This window comes from Rhodanobacteraceae bacterium, assembly GCA_024234055.1.
Classification (GTDB): domain Bacteria; phylum Pseudomonadota; class Gammaproteobacteria; order Xanthomonadales; family SZUA-5; genus JADKFD01.
The window spans coordinates 1-15,600 of sequence record JACKOW010000018.1 but is presented as its reverse complement, the minus strand read 5'-3'; the positions used below and the strand labels follow the sequence as shown (position 1 = coordinate 15,600).

Genomic DNA, 15,600 nt, shown 5'->3' with positions numbered 1-15,600 from the left:
CTCCCACAGGTGCACAGATAGCGACTCATGTCCTCACTCGAACAAGCCGTGCTTGACCGCGTAGCGGATCAATTCGGCGGTGTTGCGCACCCCCAGTTTCTCGATGGCGCGAAAGCGGTGGTTCTCGGCGGTCTTGGTGCTGATGTCCAGCTGCCGGGCGATTTCCTTGGTGGTCAGGCCTTCCACCAGCAGATGAAAGACCTCGCGCTCGCGTGAGGTCAGATCGCGATAGGGGTCGTCGATGCGTGACTGCGGCTGCTGCACCTGCTGGGCCAGCACCTGCGAGGCGTGGGGGCCGTAATAGGCGCGTCCGGCAGCCAACGCCCGCACCGCCTTCAGCAGCTCGCTGCTGGCGCTGTCCTTGAGCAGAAAGCCGGCGGCGCCAGCACGAACCACATGCAGCACGTACTCTTCCTCCGCGTGCATGGTCAGCACCAGGATGCGGGTGTGGTCGAGTTCCTTGCTCAATCGGCGGATCACGTCCAGGCCGTTGAGCTTGGGCATGGACAGATCCAGCACTACCACGTTGGGTTCCAACTGCAGTGCCATTTCCACGGCCTGCATGCCATCAGCAGCTTGTCCTACCACCTGGCAGTCGCCGCTGTGATTGAGCAGCGACACCAGGCCCTCGCGCAGAATGGTGTGGTCGTCCGCCACCAATACCCGGATCATCCTTGTGATTCCTCCTTGCCCAGCGGCAGATTGACGCGCAACTGCAAGCCCTCACCCGGTTGCGACTGCAGCGATAGCTGACCGCCAAACAGGCGCACCCGCTCGCGGATGCTGGCCAGACCGGTGCTGTCGCCGCTGCTGGAGCGAGCCCAGGCGCTGTCGAGATTGCAGCCTACGCCATCATCGACGATCAGCAGTTGCAGCCGTCCGGGTCTTTGACTCAGCCGAATCACCACTTGACCCGCGCGGGCATGCTTGGCGGCGTTGGTCAGCGCTTCCTGGGTGACCCTGAAAATCAGGGTCGACAGATCGCTGTCGATGGTCTCGGGCAACTCACTGATCGACACTTCAATTGCCATTGAGCTGGATTCGGACGATTGCCGCGCCAACCAGCGCAGGGCGGCTTCCAGACCCAGGTCGTCCAGGATCTGCGGGCGTAGCAGTCTCGACAGCGTGCGCGTCTCATGGATGGCGGTGTCGCACAGCGCCAGAGCCTGCTGCAGGGAGTCTGCCGAGGCCAGGGCGTCGCCGCGAACCAGGCCGTCCAGGCGATGGCGCAAGGCCGTCAGGTGCTGGCCGATGCCGTCGTGCAAATCGCGCGCCAAGCGTCGGCGTTCGTCTTCCTGGACCCGCCAGACCGAACGCGCCAGTCGTCTGAAGTGCTGCTCACCGGTCTGTAGTTGGGCCATCAGCTCCTGTTGTTGGCGGCCCAGTTGCAGCAGCTGCCGGCGCAATGCGTCCTGATCGTGCAGGTCTGGAAGCGGAGGGCTCGAATCCTCGATGTTCATGGTGCGCTACCCGCCAGTCCCAGGGATCTGGCCTGGCGCTCAAGTGCCGCCTGCTGCATCGGTGGTGTCTGCTGCTGCAGGCGCAACAGACTCTCCCGGGCATCCGCGAGTACCTGATCGCTGCCCGCGGCCGCCGGTTTCTGCGCCGCCAGTGCATGGATGCGAAAGGCGCGGCCATAGTCGGGGAGACGGGCCAGCAAGGCTCTGGCTTCCTGATAGACGGCGGCCTTGCCTTCCACGTCCACCTGCAATTCGGTCTCGGTCAGGAGCAGGCGAAATGGCACGCTGGCATAGCGCGCCCGCCCCTGGCGCACGGTGGTCAGTTCCTGCAAGGCTTCGGACGTGCGTTTCAGGCTCATCAAGGCGCGGGTGCGCAACAAGCGGGCTGCCAGTTCGTTTCCGAGATTGCGCTGCTCGCTGGCGCTGGCAATGGCATCGTCGGCAGCGCCGAGGGCAATGTCGGGCTGTCCCTGTCCGAGGGCAATTTCACCCTTGCGCCAATGGTACTGACTCGCCTGCTCGCCGCTGGCGGCATTTTCTGGAGATAGCGCTGCGAGCGTCGTCGCCGCCTGCGCCCAGTCGCCCAGATCGCAGTACACCGCAGTCTGCAGCAGTATCATTTCCGAGATGCCGCGTGCGTCTTCGCGTTGCCTGAAAGCCGCCATGGCATTTCCGGCATGGTCCAGTGCGCTGACCATGCGCCCTTCCAGGCGATCCAGTTCAGCCAATCCAGCCTGGGCAATGCTGCGCTCCTCGGCCATCTGCAAGGATTCCGACTCGACCAGGATGTGGTCGAAGCTGGTGCGGGCCTGCGTCCAGGCGCCGCTGGCAGTTTCTGCCAGCGCCAGGCTCTCTCGGGCGTGGACCATGCCGATGCGGTCATCAGCCTGCTGGTAGCTGGCCATGGCCTGTTGCCAGTAGGTCTGGGCATTGTCGAATTCACCCAGCTGGTAGTAGGCGAATCCCACATTGATCTGACTCTGGCCGATTTCGCGCAGATTGCCCTGGGCCTGGCGCAGGCGCAGGGCATCGCGATAGGCGTCAAGGGCGCCGCGGTAATCCCCTTGCTCTTCGGCCAGCACGCCCACGTCGTTGGCCAGATCGGCCATCGCCACGGGATCGCCCAAGGGTTCGACCAGCGACTTGGCGAGCGTCAACGCTGCGCCAGCCGCAGCGTAATCCCCTTGAATCGACCGCACCGTGGACAGGTTGCGCAGACTGGCGGCCTGTCCGCGTATATCTCCGATCGCCTGGCGAAGTCGGGAAGAGGATTCGAAGCGCTCGGCAGCTGCGGCCAACTGCCCCAGCAAGCGATAGCCCAAGCCCAGCGCATTGCCAACGTTGGCCTGCATCCGCACGTCGTTTAATCGATTGGCCAGCACCTGGGCGCGCACCAGATAGTCGTCCACTGCGCGCTTGGCGTCGCCAGACTGGATCGAATACTTGCCGAGGAGATACCAGGCATCGATATTGCGCTGGTCATCTGCGGTCAGTTGAGCCAATTCGCCAATCGCTGACTGAAAGTCGCCGAGCTCGGCCAACGTCCGCGCCATCAGCAGGTGGAGGGCTGGATTGCCCTTCACTGCAGCGGCCAGCGCCTTCAGTTCGTCCTGTGCTGCCGCGTAGTTGCCCAGCAAGACCTGGGCGTAGGCGTGGACGCGCCGGCCAGCAGCGTCAGTGGCCGACGCGGTGGACTCAGCTGCGCGCCGTGCCACGGCCGTGGCTTCGGCAGCGCGACCGTTGCCATCCAGGCTCTCCATCAGCGCCCACCACAGCTCATCGCTGGCGCTCGCCATGGCCAGCTGCGTCATGGCGTCGATCTCGTCACCGACGGGTGCCGCCACTTGCAAACGGCCCAAGGCAGTCAGCACCTCGGGCGCAGGCCAGGGCCGAAGCGATGCCGTGCTTCCCAGCGCACGCTGCAGCTCCTGCTGAATTACGTACAGCGTCGCCGAGATTTCGGCTTCGGTGTCTGCGGATTGGGTGAGGGTCCATCGGGCCTGGGTCAGACCCGGTTCCCACAATGCCAGCGTGACGTTGATCCGGCCGTTGTCGGAACGCTGCATCTGGCCGCCCAATAGCTGCTTCGCCCCGGTCACTTGAAATACCCGCGAGCGCTGACGCTGGGCCGCCTCGGCGTCGAAGCCAAGTTCCGCGAGCACCCGCTTGACCTGCAGCCGACTGGCGCTGTGCAGATTCGCATCTTCGGCCAGACGATCGGACAGCAGGCTGTCGATACCAGCGCCCAACAGCCGATCCACATCGTCCGGGCCAGTCACCTGCAGCGGTAGCGTCACGAGGTCCAGCGTCAAGGCGCTACTTGCGGATGACGAGTTGGCACCGACCGGCAGGCTGGCACGCCATTGATACAAGGCGAAGGCTGCAGCCAGCGACAGGAACACGGCCGTCGCCAGGCCCAGCTTGCTGCGGCCGCTTCGACCAAGGCCAGGCACGCGACGGGAATCGATGGCGGCGATGACCTCCTCGGCGCTCTGGAAGCGATGGGCGGGTTTGAGTTCCAGCAGGTGCGCACACAAACGTACCGCGAAGGCCGGCAATTCTGGCTTGATGGTCGCCACCGACGGCGGATCTCGAACGATTCGTTGCACCATCATTTCCGCTGGCGTGCCGCCGCGAAAGGGCAGGGTGCCGGTCAGCATCTCGAACAGGATCAGTCCCAGCGCATAGAGGTCGCTGCGCCCGTCCAGGGGTTCAGCCCGCGCCTGCTCGGGTGACAGATAAGCCGGCGTGCCGATGATCACGCCGCTGTCGGTAATGCCAGTGTTGCCAGCCGAGCGCGCCACGCCGAAATCAGTGATGCAGGCCTCGCCCTGTTCATTGACCAGCACATTCGCCGGCTTCAAATCACGGTGCACCACGCCGCTGCGATGGGCGGCAGCCAGCCCCAGCGCCAGTTGCCGGGTCATGGTGATGGCTTCCTCGACGGGCAGCGGCCCGCGCTGGTCCAGCAGGCGCTCCAGGGATTGGCCCGGCACATAATCCATGCTGATCAGCCAGGCGTTTTCGTGCTTGACCAGGTCGTGGATACGGACCACATGTGGGCTGGACACCTGCCTGGCCAGCAGCAGTTCCTGGCGGAATCGCTCGAAAGCGTCACGTCGATTGGCCAGCTCCGGGCGCAACAGTTTCAGCGCGACATCAATGTCGAGTTCAGTGTCGTGAGCCTGGTAGACCAGTCCCATACCGCCCATGCCCAATAGTCGCTCGATGCGGAAACGCCCGGCGACCACCGTGCCCGGACTGAAGTCGGATGCAGCCAGCGCGCCAGTGAGCGTGGCCTGATTGACGAGCGTATCCGCTTGCACGAGGCGGTTTGGATTGGTCATCGCGGCGATTCCGCGTCTGCGCCGAGTCTAGTCCATCGCGGTGCACTACCGAGCAGGCGGCTGCCGTCCGGGCCCACAGCCAGACAGGCTGACAGTTGCGCCAGCTGCGCGGCCATCCGTGTCGCGGCCAGCACCGAAGCCGCATGCTCGACCATCGCTGTCAGCAGTTCGGCATCGAGTTCGGTGAACACGTGGGTTTCGTCGGTGGTGTCCGCATAGGCCAGACCCAGCACCTCACCGCGATGCACCAGCGGCAGGCAGGTCAGGGCGCTGATGCCCTGCGCGATCACGCTGGGGCGATCAGCCAGCCAGAGTCGGTCGCGGCGATCGCTGAGATATATGGCTCGGCGTTCGGCAAGCACCCGCTCGATGGCACTGCGACTGCCCTGAAAGGTGGTCGCCGCCAGATCCGCCGGGTTCAGACCATAGCAGGCGGCGACCCGCATCTCGCGCTCGCGATCCAGCGTCAGCAGAAATCCGCGCTGGCATTCGGCCACTTCGACGATGCCATTGAGCAAATCAGCCAGCACCTGCTGCAGCTCGGTATCGGCATGAAGGCGACGGGTCCAGGCAGCAGAGGCTTCACGCCGATCTGCGGCGCGGCTCTCCAGCGCCTGCCGTGTGTCTTGATCAATGATCTCGAACTCGCAATAGACATCGCCCAGCGCAAACCAGCGGCCATGGCTGAGTGGCTGAAAGCTGACTCGCTGGCCGTCGATTCGGGTGCCATTCTTTGAACTCAGATCCTGCAGTTGCCAGTACCCCTCCTCGCTGAGCGACAGGCGGGCGTGTCGTCTGGACACCGAGGCATGGCGCAGCGGGACCTCGCAGGACGGGTCTCGCCCAAGCACGATATCCCGGTCACCTGCCAGCAGATGCAGGGCAACGGCTTGATCGGGGACATGCGTGCTGAGCTTGACCGGCATGCCGTCGCACCCGGTCTCAGGGAACGCCGTTGAGGCGACCGAGCAGGAACTTCAGATGATCAGACTGGCTGACGATCTCGCCTTCGATATTCTGCAGATCGCGCAACGAACGCCAGCGATTCGGCAGTGTTGGACCACCCAGTGCGCCGCAGTGTCCGGTGAGGTCGTCAAGGCGGGCGATCGCCTGGGCATAGTCGCTGACGGCAAAAGCCGAGCGACTGATCGAGGCATCGGTCTGCAGGGTCTGCTTGGCGGTCGGGCCGATCGCGATGCTGGTCAGTTGCGCATCCAGCGCGTCGTATGCCAATTGCGCCTCGGTGGCGTAATCCTGAATCGGATCCAGCACCATCACGAACTCGGAGAAGGTGCCGCTGCTGCCCCGTGAGCGCACGCTGCCGGCGGTCACCGCTGCGGTGATGTCGCGAAAACTGGCACCGATCGGCGCCTTCATCAGGCGATAGGGCGAAAAACCCGTGTAGACCAAGTCAGCGGTATCCAGCTCGATTTCGACTTCGTCGTCAAACTCCAGGCCACATCCCGCCGGCGGTTCCACGGTGATCTTGATCGGAAAGGCGGTGTCGATGATCTGGTTGGCCGGATCCGGCAGACGCGCCTGCACGCTGGCGATGGCCGCGGCATCAAGCACTTCGGCGCTGATGCCCAGACAGGCGGGCGTGAGGTTGACTGGATTGTGGAACTCGAGGTCGAAATCGGCTTCGTAGTCGCCGCCGCCAGGCTTGGGCAGGCTGATGCTGGTACGGGCCTTGCGACCATCGATGATGGTGCTGATGCCTCCGGCCATCACGGGACCTGTCCAGACCCAGAGGCCCAGGATACAGGTCAAGATTTGGCCAGGAATGCGCACGTTTCTTCCTCATTGCTGCTCTATGGGTCAAGGCGCGAGCAGGCAGTCAGCACTCGGCCTGTCCCGATTGTAGATCGCGCCCGCTTCCGTGGTTTGCCTCTCGATCAAAGCAGGCCGCAACAGTACATTGTTTCGCATCGGTCGGTCTGAGGTCACTCAAGGACAGGCAATGCCGTCCAAACTGTCCATGCCGCGGGCGTAGTCATAACTGCCACTTTCGCCGCTGGTGGCGCTCCACTGAAAGCGCATCTGTGCACAGCTGGGGAACTGCACAACCGCACTGCCCCAGGGATTGACCACAACCTGATTCGGATCAAACGCGCTGCCGAACTGTCCACCCGTGGTGACCACGAGCGGAACGGTGATCGAGGTGGCTCCCGCCGTCAGGTCGGCGCTGCCCACGATCCAGCGTTGTTGCCCCTGGAAGTAGGTATACCAGCTCAGGAACAGCACGCGACGCGCACCGACGCTGCCAATCTCGACCAGAATGCCCTCGCCATTGCGTGCCGCGGAGTAATAGCTTCCGCTGAGCTTGCCGGCTATGACGGCATTGCCACCGCTACCGGCGTAAAGCGCCGGATCGAAGGCGGGAATCGCGATGCTGGCGTCCGGGCCGACATCGCTCTCGTAGACCAGGGTGAAGGCCGCATCGTCGTCGAAGGCGAAGGTGCTGTCGAATTCATGGATGACAAAGGATGCGGTGCTCGGCAGATTGCTGCAGAAGCTGGTGCCCTGGCCATCGTTGGGATCGGTGTCCAGAAACAAATCGTCGGTGCGCGCAGCACCGATCATGATCTCCATCTCGGTGCCGCAGACAAAGGGTGTGCCCTGGATCGGCTGCAGGGTCAGGATCAGTTGAGCGTCATTGCCACCGCAGGGCACGCGCCAGGCCGTGCCCCGCAAGCGCGCGGCGGCGGACGTCTGCACGTCGAAGGTCCAACTGGGTCCGCTCGGGGTGGTCGGAATGGGCGTCGGTACGCAGTTGCGTGTGATCTCCTTCAAGCCCGATTCGCGCTGTTTCGGACTCAGTCGCAGCTGTTGTTCGGCGGCCGTCCATTGCTGTTCCGCTGGTGTGGCGGCAAATGCTGACTGATTCCAGCAAAGCGGGGTCAACAACAGGCTCAGCGTCGTGAGCAGACACGAGAAGGCATCGGTCTTCATGTACTTTGACTCCGCACGGCAGGTTTGTGCATCACTCTACTCGAACAGGGCCGACCGGTTCGTTGCCTGAGGAACCCGCCGTGCCGCCGCTGGGTGTTTGTACCCAGCCACTGGCCTGGCGGTGACAGTGATGGACAAGCTGGCCTCGCTCGTGTCTTTATCAGCGCCTGTCAACAGGACCTCGACAGAGTGATGAAGGCACCGCCGCCAAACCGTGAATCCGGAGCTCGCCTGGCAGTCCTGCTGGATGCCCTGATCCGGCGATTTGGGCGGGCCGCCCACCTGATCGCCGTCTTGTTGGTGTATCTGATCGTAGCTGTGGCCATCGGTCTGGCCCTGGCTCCAGCCTTGTGGATGCTGAGTGAATGGCTGCCGTGGGCGCTGGCGCAGTCGTCCTGGCTGCGCTGGCCGTTCGCGGGCCTGGGTTTCGGCCTGGCCTTCCTGATGGCCGGCTTCACCTTGCTGATCGTGGTGCCGGTGCTGAATCTGATTCTGCCGACGCGGATCCGCAGCTATCACGGCGCCTATTACTCGATCGCCGCCGTGCCCTGGTTCCTGCACAACGCGCTGTTCTATCTGGTGCGCTACACCTTCCTGCTGTACGTCACGCTGACGCCCTTCGGACCGTGGTTTCTGCGGGCCATGGGCATGCGTCTGGGCAAGCGCGCCTTCATCAACACCGAGCTGATCTCCGATCCGCAGCTGATCACCCTGGGCGACGATGTGGTCATCGGCGGCAGCGTCACCCTGTTCGCGCATTGGGGCGGGGGCGGGCATCTGTCGATCGAACCGGTCCTGATCGAAGCCGGCGCCACCATCGGCGAGAAAGCGACGGTGATGGGCGACGTCCACGTCGGCGCTGGTGCCACGATCCTGCCGCACTCGGTATTGCTGCCTGGCGCGCGCGTCGGCGCCGGAGAAACCTGGGGCGGCGTGCCGGCGCGGCGGCTCGGTCCCGAGGAGATGTTGGCGATGGGATTGCATGGACACCACCAGCCGCGAACACACTAGAAATGCAACCGTAGGTCACGTTGGCCGCACAGGGGCCTACGTGACACGGTGAAGCCGGAAGCCCGCGAATGTGCCGTTGCCTGAGTAGGTTTCGTTGGCCGCAACGCGGCCTACGTGACACGGTGAAGCCGCATCGCACCCAGGAACCCAATCAGAACGCGTTGATCCCGGTGATCTCGCGACCGACCACCAGCTGATGCACGGTTTCCGTGCCCTCATAGGTGATCACGCTTTCCAGGTTCAGGCCATGACGGATCGGGCTGTATTCCACGGTGATGCCGGCGCCGCCGAGGATGTCGCGGGCTTCGCGGGCGATGTCGATGGCCATGCGCACATTGTTCCATTTGGCCAGGCTGACCTGGGTGGGCTGCATGGTGCCTGCATCCTTCAATCGACCGAGCTGCAGCGACAGCAGCTGAGCCAGCGTGATACGGCGCGCCATGTCGGCCAGCTTCAGCTGCACCGCCTGCGTGCCAGCGATCGGCTTGCCAAAGATGATCCGGGTCTTGCTGTACTCGAGTACATCGCGATAGCAGGCGATGGCCGCACCGATCGGACCCCAGGTGATGCCGTAGCGGGCCTGCGTCAGGCAGGACAGCGGTCCTTTGAGGCCGCGCACATTCGGCAGGCGCTGGCTGTCGGGCACGCGCACGTCGTCAAAGAACAGCGCACTGGTGACCGAGGCGCGCAGGCTCATCTTGCGCTCGATGTTCTGGGTGGCGAAACCGGGCGTGCCCTTTTCGACGATGAAGCCCTGAATGCCTTCTTCGGTCATCGCCCAGACGATGGCGATGTTGGCCACGCCGCCGTTGGTGATCCACATCTTCGAGCCGTTGATGACCCAGTCGCCGCCGTCGCGCTTGGCATGGGTTTTCATGTTGCCGGGGTCGGAGCCGCCATGCGGCTCGGTCAGGCCGAAGCAACCGATGATCTCGCCGCGTGCCATGCCCGGCAGGTACTTTTTCCGCTGCTCGTCGGAGCCGAAGGCGTAGATCGGATACATGCACAAGCTGGATTGCACCGATACAAAGCTGCGGATGCCCGAATCGCCGCGCTCCAGTTCCTGGCAGATCAGACCGTACATCACGCTGCTCATGTTGGCGCAGCCATACTCCTCCGGCAGGCTGGAGCCAAGCAGGCCCAGCGAGGCGATTTCCGGGATCAGTTCCGACGGGAACCGGTGCTGATCGAAACAGTCGCCGATGATCGGGATCACCTTCTCGTCGGTGAATCGCGCCACCGTGTCTTGCACCATGCGTTCCTCGTCCGACAGCAGCGAACGCACATCAAACAAATCGGAAGGGTCCAGCGAGGAAGGCTTCTGCGCCATGGGTGAGCACCGAGGTTCAAAGAGCAGCGCAGTATAGTTGTATCAATGTGAACGGATCAGCGCCGTTGGGTGGGCGAGGGCAGAACGAGAGGGCGGGCGAGAGGCCGAGGCTACAATTGACCCTGGCGTCATCGCGAGCCATCTGCGTCGGCCCGACACTGCACGCTGGCCATGAGCCCGCCTGGTGCGCGTAGCCCGTTGTGCCGCGCAGCGGCTCAGCGGGGCTCTTTGGCGTCACCTCCTGCAGAGCGCTACGCGCACTTCGGGCTACAAAAGCCGGCTCTTGCCGGAATATGGGAATTCAATGACTTGGGACATGGGTTCATGGAGAGGAGCGTGGCGACGGAGCATTCCAGGCTATTACCAGGGCGCATCTGGATTGCTTCGCTGCGCTCGCAATGACGCCGGGGGGTCATGGCCGGTGGGCAGTGTCGGGCCGATACAGGTGGCTCGCAACGACGCCACTACGATGCAAGATTCTTCGTGCCCTCGTGCCCTCTCGCCCTCGTGCCCCTTACGGATTCGCCCGCCTGGCCTTGGCCCGTGCAATCGCTTCCGCCAGGGTGCTGGCGCCAGTCTCGCGCTTCAGGTCTGCGCGCTTGGCCTCGATCTTCTCGGCTTGTTCCTGACGCCTGCGTACATTGCGGGCCTGATGGGCATGGTAGCGCTGGCGGAAGTGATCGGCCTCGATCGCGTCGATGGGCCCACGCGCGGCACCATCGCGAGCCGTATCCGGCACCATGATGATGCAATCGACCGGGCACGGCGCGATGCACAACTCGCAACCGTTGCACTCGATGGCGATCACCGTGTGCATGCGCTTGTTGGCCCCCAGGATCGCATCCACCGGGCAGGCCGGCAGGCATTTGGTGCAGCCGATGCAGTGTTCCTCCAGGATGAAGGCCACCTCGCGCGGCTTCTCCTCACCATTGGCCGGATTCAGCGGCAGCGCCGACCTGCCGGTCAGCGCCGACAGCGCTTCAATGGTCGCCGCGCCGCCCGGCGGGCACCGGTTGATCTCGGCCTCGCCGGCCGCGATCGCCTGTGCGTAGGGCAGGCAACCCTGATAGCCGCAGCGCGTGCATTGGGTCTGCGGCAGCAGGGCGTCGATGGCGGTGGGGTCCAGCGTGTGATTCATCAGTGCCCTGCTACCCAGATACCGCGACAAGATGACATGGCGACCCGATCGGAGCCACGGTAGGAGCGCCCTTGTGGCGCGACCCCCACTGGTCGCGCCACAAGGGCGCTCCTACGGAAAAGACAAGCGGGCCCCGGGATGTCACCGGTGTACGGTCTACTTCACCCGCATCCCCGGCTGCGCGCCATCATCCGGCGCCAGCAGGAAGGGTCCGCCGCGCTCGTCCGAGGCCGCCAGTACCATGCCTTCGGATAGCCCAAAGCGCATCTTCCGCGATGCCAGATTGGCGACCATGACCGTCAAACGACCGACCAGGGTCGCCGGATCGTAGGCGCTCTTGATGCCGGCAAACACCTGACGCGTGCCCAGCGCGCCGATGTCCAGCTGCAGGCGCAGCAGTTTGTCGGCCTCGGGCACGGCTTCGGCGGCGGTGATACGGGCGATGCGCAGGTCCACAGCGGTGAACTGGTCGATGGTGATGAGTTGGTCGGGACCGGGGACCCGGGACCCGGGACCCGCAGAAGCGGGCTCGCCCCCTGTGGGAGCGGCTTCAGCCGCGACTGCTTTTGCAGAGGCCTTTTTCGCCGCCTTGGGCGCTTCCGGCGCTGCCGCCAGGGTGTCTTTCGAAGCCTCGATCATGGCCTCGACCTGCTTCGGGTCCACCCGCGTCGCCAGTGCACTGAAAGGCGAGATGGGGTGGCCTTGGGGTAGCGGATCGGCGACATCGTCGAAATGCCGGATTTCCGCGCCGAGAAATTCTTCGCAGTCCTGGGCCAGGCTGGGAACGATGGGCTTCAGCCACGCGGCCAGCAATCGGAACATCGAAATGCCCAGCGAGACGATGGCGTGCAGCTCTTCGCGTTTGGCCTCGTCCTTGGCCAGCACCCAGGGTGCACGCTCGGCGATCTGGGCATTGACGGCGTCGGCCACAGCCATGGTTTCGCGCAGCACCAGCCCGAAATCCCGTGCCCGATAGGCGTCGCCACAGCGCGCGTACAGGCGCATCGACTGCTCGTGATAGAAGATGCGGTCGGCATCGTTCAGTGACGCCAGCCGGCCGTCAAAGAACTTGGCCACAAAGCCGGCGCAGCGGCTGGCGATGTTGACAAACTTGCCGACCAGATCAGCATTCACGCGCAGCGCGAAATCGTCGAGATTCAGGTCCAGATCCTCGACGCCGCCGCTGGACTTGCCGGCGTAGTAGTAGCGCAGATAGGCCGGGTTGAGGCCGGCATCGAGGTACGTGCGGGCCTGGATGAAGGTGCCACGCGACTTGCTCATCTTGGCGCCGTTGACGGTCAGATAGCCGTTGACGTGCAGCGCCGTGGGCACTCGATAGCCGGCGCCGTAGAGCACTGCCGGCCAGAACAGCCCGTGGAAATTGACGATGTCCTTGCCGATGAAATGGTGCAGCTCGGTCTTGCTGCCGGGCATCAGGTAGCGGTTGTAGTCGACGCCGGTGCGATCGCAATAGGCGCGGAAACTGGCGAGGTAGCCGATCGGCGCGTCCAGCCACACGTAGAAATACTTGCCGGGTGCGCCGGGGATCTCGAAACCGAAATAGGGCGCGTCGCGGGAGATGTCCCAGGCCTTCAGGCCAGAATCCAGCCATTCGCGCAACTTGGCGCGCACGCCGGGATGTGCCACCGTCTCCTGGGCCAGGTAGTCAGTCAGGAAATCCTGGTACTGCCCGAGCTCGAAGAAATAGTGCTCGGATTCGCGCAGCTCCGGCTGTGCCCCGGAAATCACCGAGCGCGGATTCTTGAGATCGGTGGGTGCGTAGGTGGCGCCACAGTTCTCGCAATTGTCGCCGTACTGGTCAGCCGTGCCGCACTTGGGGCATTCGCCCTTGACATAGCGGTCGGGCAGAAACAGCGACTTGACCGGGTCATAGTACTGCTCGACGCTGCGCGAGCTGATCGATCCCCGCGCCTTCAGGGCCGCGTAGATCGACTCGGTGATCAGCCGATTCTCTTCCGAATGGGTGCTGTGGTAGTGGTCAAAGCGGACCGAAAAATCTTCGAAATCACGCTCATGCGCGGCTTTCATCGGAGCGACGAACTGCTCCGGCGTGGTGCCAGCCTTCTCGGCCGCCAGCATGATCGGCGTGCCGTGGGTGTCGTCGGCACACACGAAATGCACCGTGTTCCCCATCAAACGCTGAGCCCGCACCCAGATGTCGGCCTGGATGTAGCCCACCAGATGACCCAGATGCAACTGGCCGTTGGCATAGGGCAGGGCATTGGTGACCAGAATGTCGCGTGCTTCCATGTTCTCTATTCAGCATCCTTGGCAAGACCGGGATTATGGCAGGGGCTTGGCTGGTTGTCGGTTGTCGGTTGCTGGTTGTCGGTAAGAGCGGGTTCACGCTGGGGCGCGGAGCAGGGCTCTTGTAGGTCCAGACTTGTCTGGACGCTATTCGATCAGCGGGCCAAGAGCGTCCAGCCCAGTCTGAACCTGAAGCAGCTCTTCTCCGCGCCCTCCGCGTCTCAGCGTGCAACGGCTCCTGCCGCCAACCGCCAACCGACAACCGACAACCATCACCACCGCTCCCGCATACTCTCGCGCCTGATGCTTGAGGAGAATGAACATGACTGACTTGACCCAGGATGTGGTGCGCGAACTGCTCACCGGATTCATCGACCCCAATCACGGCGAGAACCTGGTGGCCTGCGGATCGGTGCGTGGCGTGGGGGTGGATGGCGCCAATGTGGCGGTCGAGATTGCCCTTGGTTACCCGGCCGAGAGCTGGGCCGATACCCTGGCCGCGCAGGTTCAGACCTTTCTGGAAGCCGACCCGCGCATCAACCGTGCTGTGGTAGACGTGACCTGGCATGTCATCGCCCACAAGGTGCAGCAGGGCCTCACGCCCCTGCCGGAGATCAAGAACATCATCGCCGTGGCCAGTGGCAAGGGTGGCGTCGGCAAGAGCACCACCGCTGTGAACCTGGCGCTGGCGCTGCAGGCCGAGGGTGCGACGGTCGGCATTCTGGACGCCGACATCTACGGCCCCAGCCAACCGCGCATGCTCGGGATCAGTGGCAAGCCAGACACCCGCGACGGCAAGGTCATCGTGCCCAAGCAGGCGCATGGTCTGCAGGTGATGTCGATCGGCTTCATGATCGAGGAAGACACGCCGATGATCTGGCGCGGCCCCATGGTCACCCAGGCCTTGCAGCAGCTGCTCAATGAAACCGACTGGCAGGGCCTGGATTATCTGGTCATCGATCTGCCGCCCGGCACCGGCGATATCCAGCTCACGCTGTGCCAGCGGGTGCCAGTCTCCGGTGCCGTGATCGTCACCACGCCCCAGGACATCGCCCTGCTGGATGCGCGCAAGGGGCTGAAAATGTTCGAGAAAGTGGCGGTGCCAGTGTTGGGTATCGTCGAGAACATGAGCACCCACGTATGCTCCAACTGCGGCCACGAAGAGCCGATCTTCGGGTCCGGCGGCGGCGCATCCATGGCCGAACAGTACGGTGTGCCGCTGCTGGGTCAGCTGCCGCTGGACATGCGCATCCGCGAGGAAGTCGATTCCGGTCATCCCACGGTGGTCGCCGCACCGGATTCAGCCATCGCCGCCACCTACCGGGAAATTGCGCGCAAGGTCGCCGGTCGCCTGAGTCGGCAGGCCCGCAACAAGTCGATCGGCTTTCCCAATATCGTCATTCAGAGTACCTGAGGCGGGCTTCGCCTCGCGGAAATATCAGAAACGCCGAGTTCAGCTCGGCGACCCGAAGGTCGTTCTGGTCACTGAACATCGCCATCGTCACCAAGTGCAATCGCCTCGGGTCGGAGCTATCTTGTAGTCCAAGACAGCAGTGGAGACCCGCCATGTGGCAACGAATCCTTCTGACGGCATTGCTCGCGACCAGCAGTGTGGTTCTGGCTGAAACACCTGCCGAGATACCTCTCAAGGACTTCTGGCGACATTCCGAGTTCGAGCAGATCCGTATTTCGCCCGATGGCAAGTACCTGGCCGCTACCGTCCCGGATGAAGACACCCGGGCGCTGGTGATCTTCACCCGCAAGGATCGCAAGATCACAGGCGTGGCACGATTCACCGACAAGCGCCAGGTGGGTGGCTTCACCTGGGTCAACAAGGAGCGCGTTGGGTTCACGATGAGCGATCGACAAGGCCGGTTGGTGCGGCCCCTGCAGCGCGGCGAACTCCTGTTCATGCGCGCCGATGGCAAGGACAAGGCGGCCTACGCCGGGGGGCGACGCAGCACCCAGTTGACAACAACATTGCGCGATGGCGGTGATTACGTGATCGTCACCGACTACCTCTGGAGCGGCCGCGAAGACGAGTTCGATACGGTGCTTTACAAGGTCAATGCCAAGACCGGCAAGGGTCAGAAG

At 63.8% G+C, this 15,600-nt stretch carries 12 protein-coding genes; 3 read left to right on the top strand and 9 right to left on the bottom strand.

Annotated elements, in window-relative coordinates; genetic code table 11:
- Nucleotides 1-33: 33 nt before the first annotated feature.
- The 6 genes from H7A19_19125 to H7A19_19100 all read right to left on the bottom strand — a co-directional run bounded on the left by H7A19_19125 (nucleotide 34) and on the right by H7A19_19100 (nucleotide 7,759).
- Nucleotides 34-672 carry a response regulator transcription factor gene (locus H7A19_19125; protein MCP5476945.1) on the bottom strand — a complete coding sequence of 213 codons (639 nt, stop codon included), beginning with the start codon at nucleotides 670-672 and terminating at the stop codon, nucleotides 34-36.
- Nucleotides 669-1,460, bottom strand: a complete 792-nt coding sequence (locus tag H7A19_19120; protein ID MCP5476944.1) for a sensor histidine kinase — start codon at nucleotides 1,458-1,460, stop codon at nucleotides 669-671. The genes H7A19_19125 and H7A19_19120 overlap by 4 nt, the downstream gene beginning before the upstream one ends.
- Complete coding sequence (locus H7A19_19115) at nucleotides 1,457-4,807, bottom strand: protein kinase (GenBank protein MCP5476943.1); 3,351 nt, start codon at nucleotides 4,805-4,807, stop codon at nucleotides 1,457-1,459. Before H7A19_19115 ends, H7A19_19120 begins: the two co-directional genes overlap by 4 nt.
- Nucleotides 4,804-5,733, bottom strand: coding sequence for an FHA domain-containing protein (locus H7A19_19110; protein ID MCP5476942.1), 930 nt, complete (start codon nucleotides 5,731-5,733; stop codon nucleotides 4,804-4,806). Before H7A19_19110 ends, H7A19_19115 begins: the two co-directional genes overlap by 4 nt.
- A gap of 16 nt (nucleotides 5,734-5,749) precedes the next feature.
- Entirely contained in the window at nucleotides 5,750-6,535 is a 786-nt protein-coding gene (locus H7A19_19105) for a hypothetical protein (GenBank protein MCP5476941.1), read from the bottom strand.
- A 219-nt stretch (nucleotides 6,536-6,754) separates the two neighbouring features.
- Complete coding sequence (locus tag H7A19_19100; protein ID MCP5476940.1) at nucleotides 6,755-7,759, bottom strand: hypothetical protein; 1,005 nt, start codon at nucleotides 7,757-7,759, stop codon at nucleotides 6,755-6,757.
- A 192-nt stretch (nucleotides 7,760-7,951) separates the two neighbouring features.
- On the opposite strand from H7A19_19100, the gene H7A19_19095 reads away from it, so the two are divergent.
- On the top strand, nucleotides 7,952-8,770 hold the full coding sequence (locus H7A19_19095; protein MCP5476939.1) for a hypothetical protein: 819 nt from the start codon (nucleotides 7,952-7,954) through the stop codon (nucleotides 8,768-8,770).
- A gap of 151 nt (nucleotides 8,771-8,921) precedes the next feature.
- On the opposite strand, the gene H7A19_19090 is transcribed toward H7A19_19095, so the two are convergent.
- The 3 genes from H7A19_19090 to metG form a co-directional block, all read right to left on the bottom strand.
- Nucleotides 8,922-10,100 carry an acyl-CoA dehydrogenase family protein gene (locus tag H7A19_19090; GenBank protein ID MCP5476938.1) on the bottom strand — a complete coding sequence of 393 codons (1,179 nt, stop codon included), beginning with the start codon at nucleotides 10,098-10,100 and terminating at the stop codon, nucleotides 8,922-8,924.
- A gap of 514 nt (nucleotides 10,101-10,614) precedes the next feature.
- Nucleotides 10,615-11,238, bottom strand: coding sequence for an RnfABCDGE type electron transport complex subunit B (locus H7A19_19085; protein ID MCP5476937.1), 624 nt, complete (start codon nucleotides 11,236-11,238; stop codon nucleotides 10,615-10,617).
- Nucleotides 11,239-11,394: 156 nt separating this feature from the next.
- Nucleotides 11,395-13,509 carry a methionine--tRNA ligase gene (gene metG, locus H7A19_19080; protein MCP5476936.1) on the bottom strand — a complete coding sequence of 705 codons (2,115 nt, stop codon included), beginning with the start codon at nucleotides 13,507-13,509 and terminating at the stop codon, nucleotides 11,395-11,397.
- 319 nt (nucleotides 13,510-13,828) lie between these two features.
- Between metG and apbC the strand changes: the two genes are divergently transcribed.
- Both apbC and H7A19_19070 read left to right on the top strand, forming a co-directional pair.
- Nucleotides 13,829-14,920, top strand: coding sequence for an iron-sulfur cluster carrier protein ApbC (apbC, locus tag H7A19_19075; GenBank protein ID MCP5476935.1), 1,092 nt, complete (start codon nucleotides 13,829-13,831; stop codon nucleotides 14,918-14,920).
- Nucleotides 14,921-15,072: 152 nt separating this feature from the next.
- The coding region (locus H7A19_19070; GenBank protein ID MCP5476934.1) for a hypothetical protein at nucleotides 15,073-15,600 on the top strand (528 nt) is incomplete at its 3' end.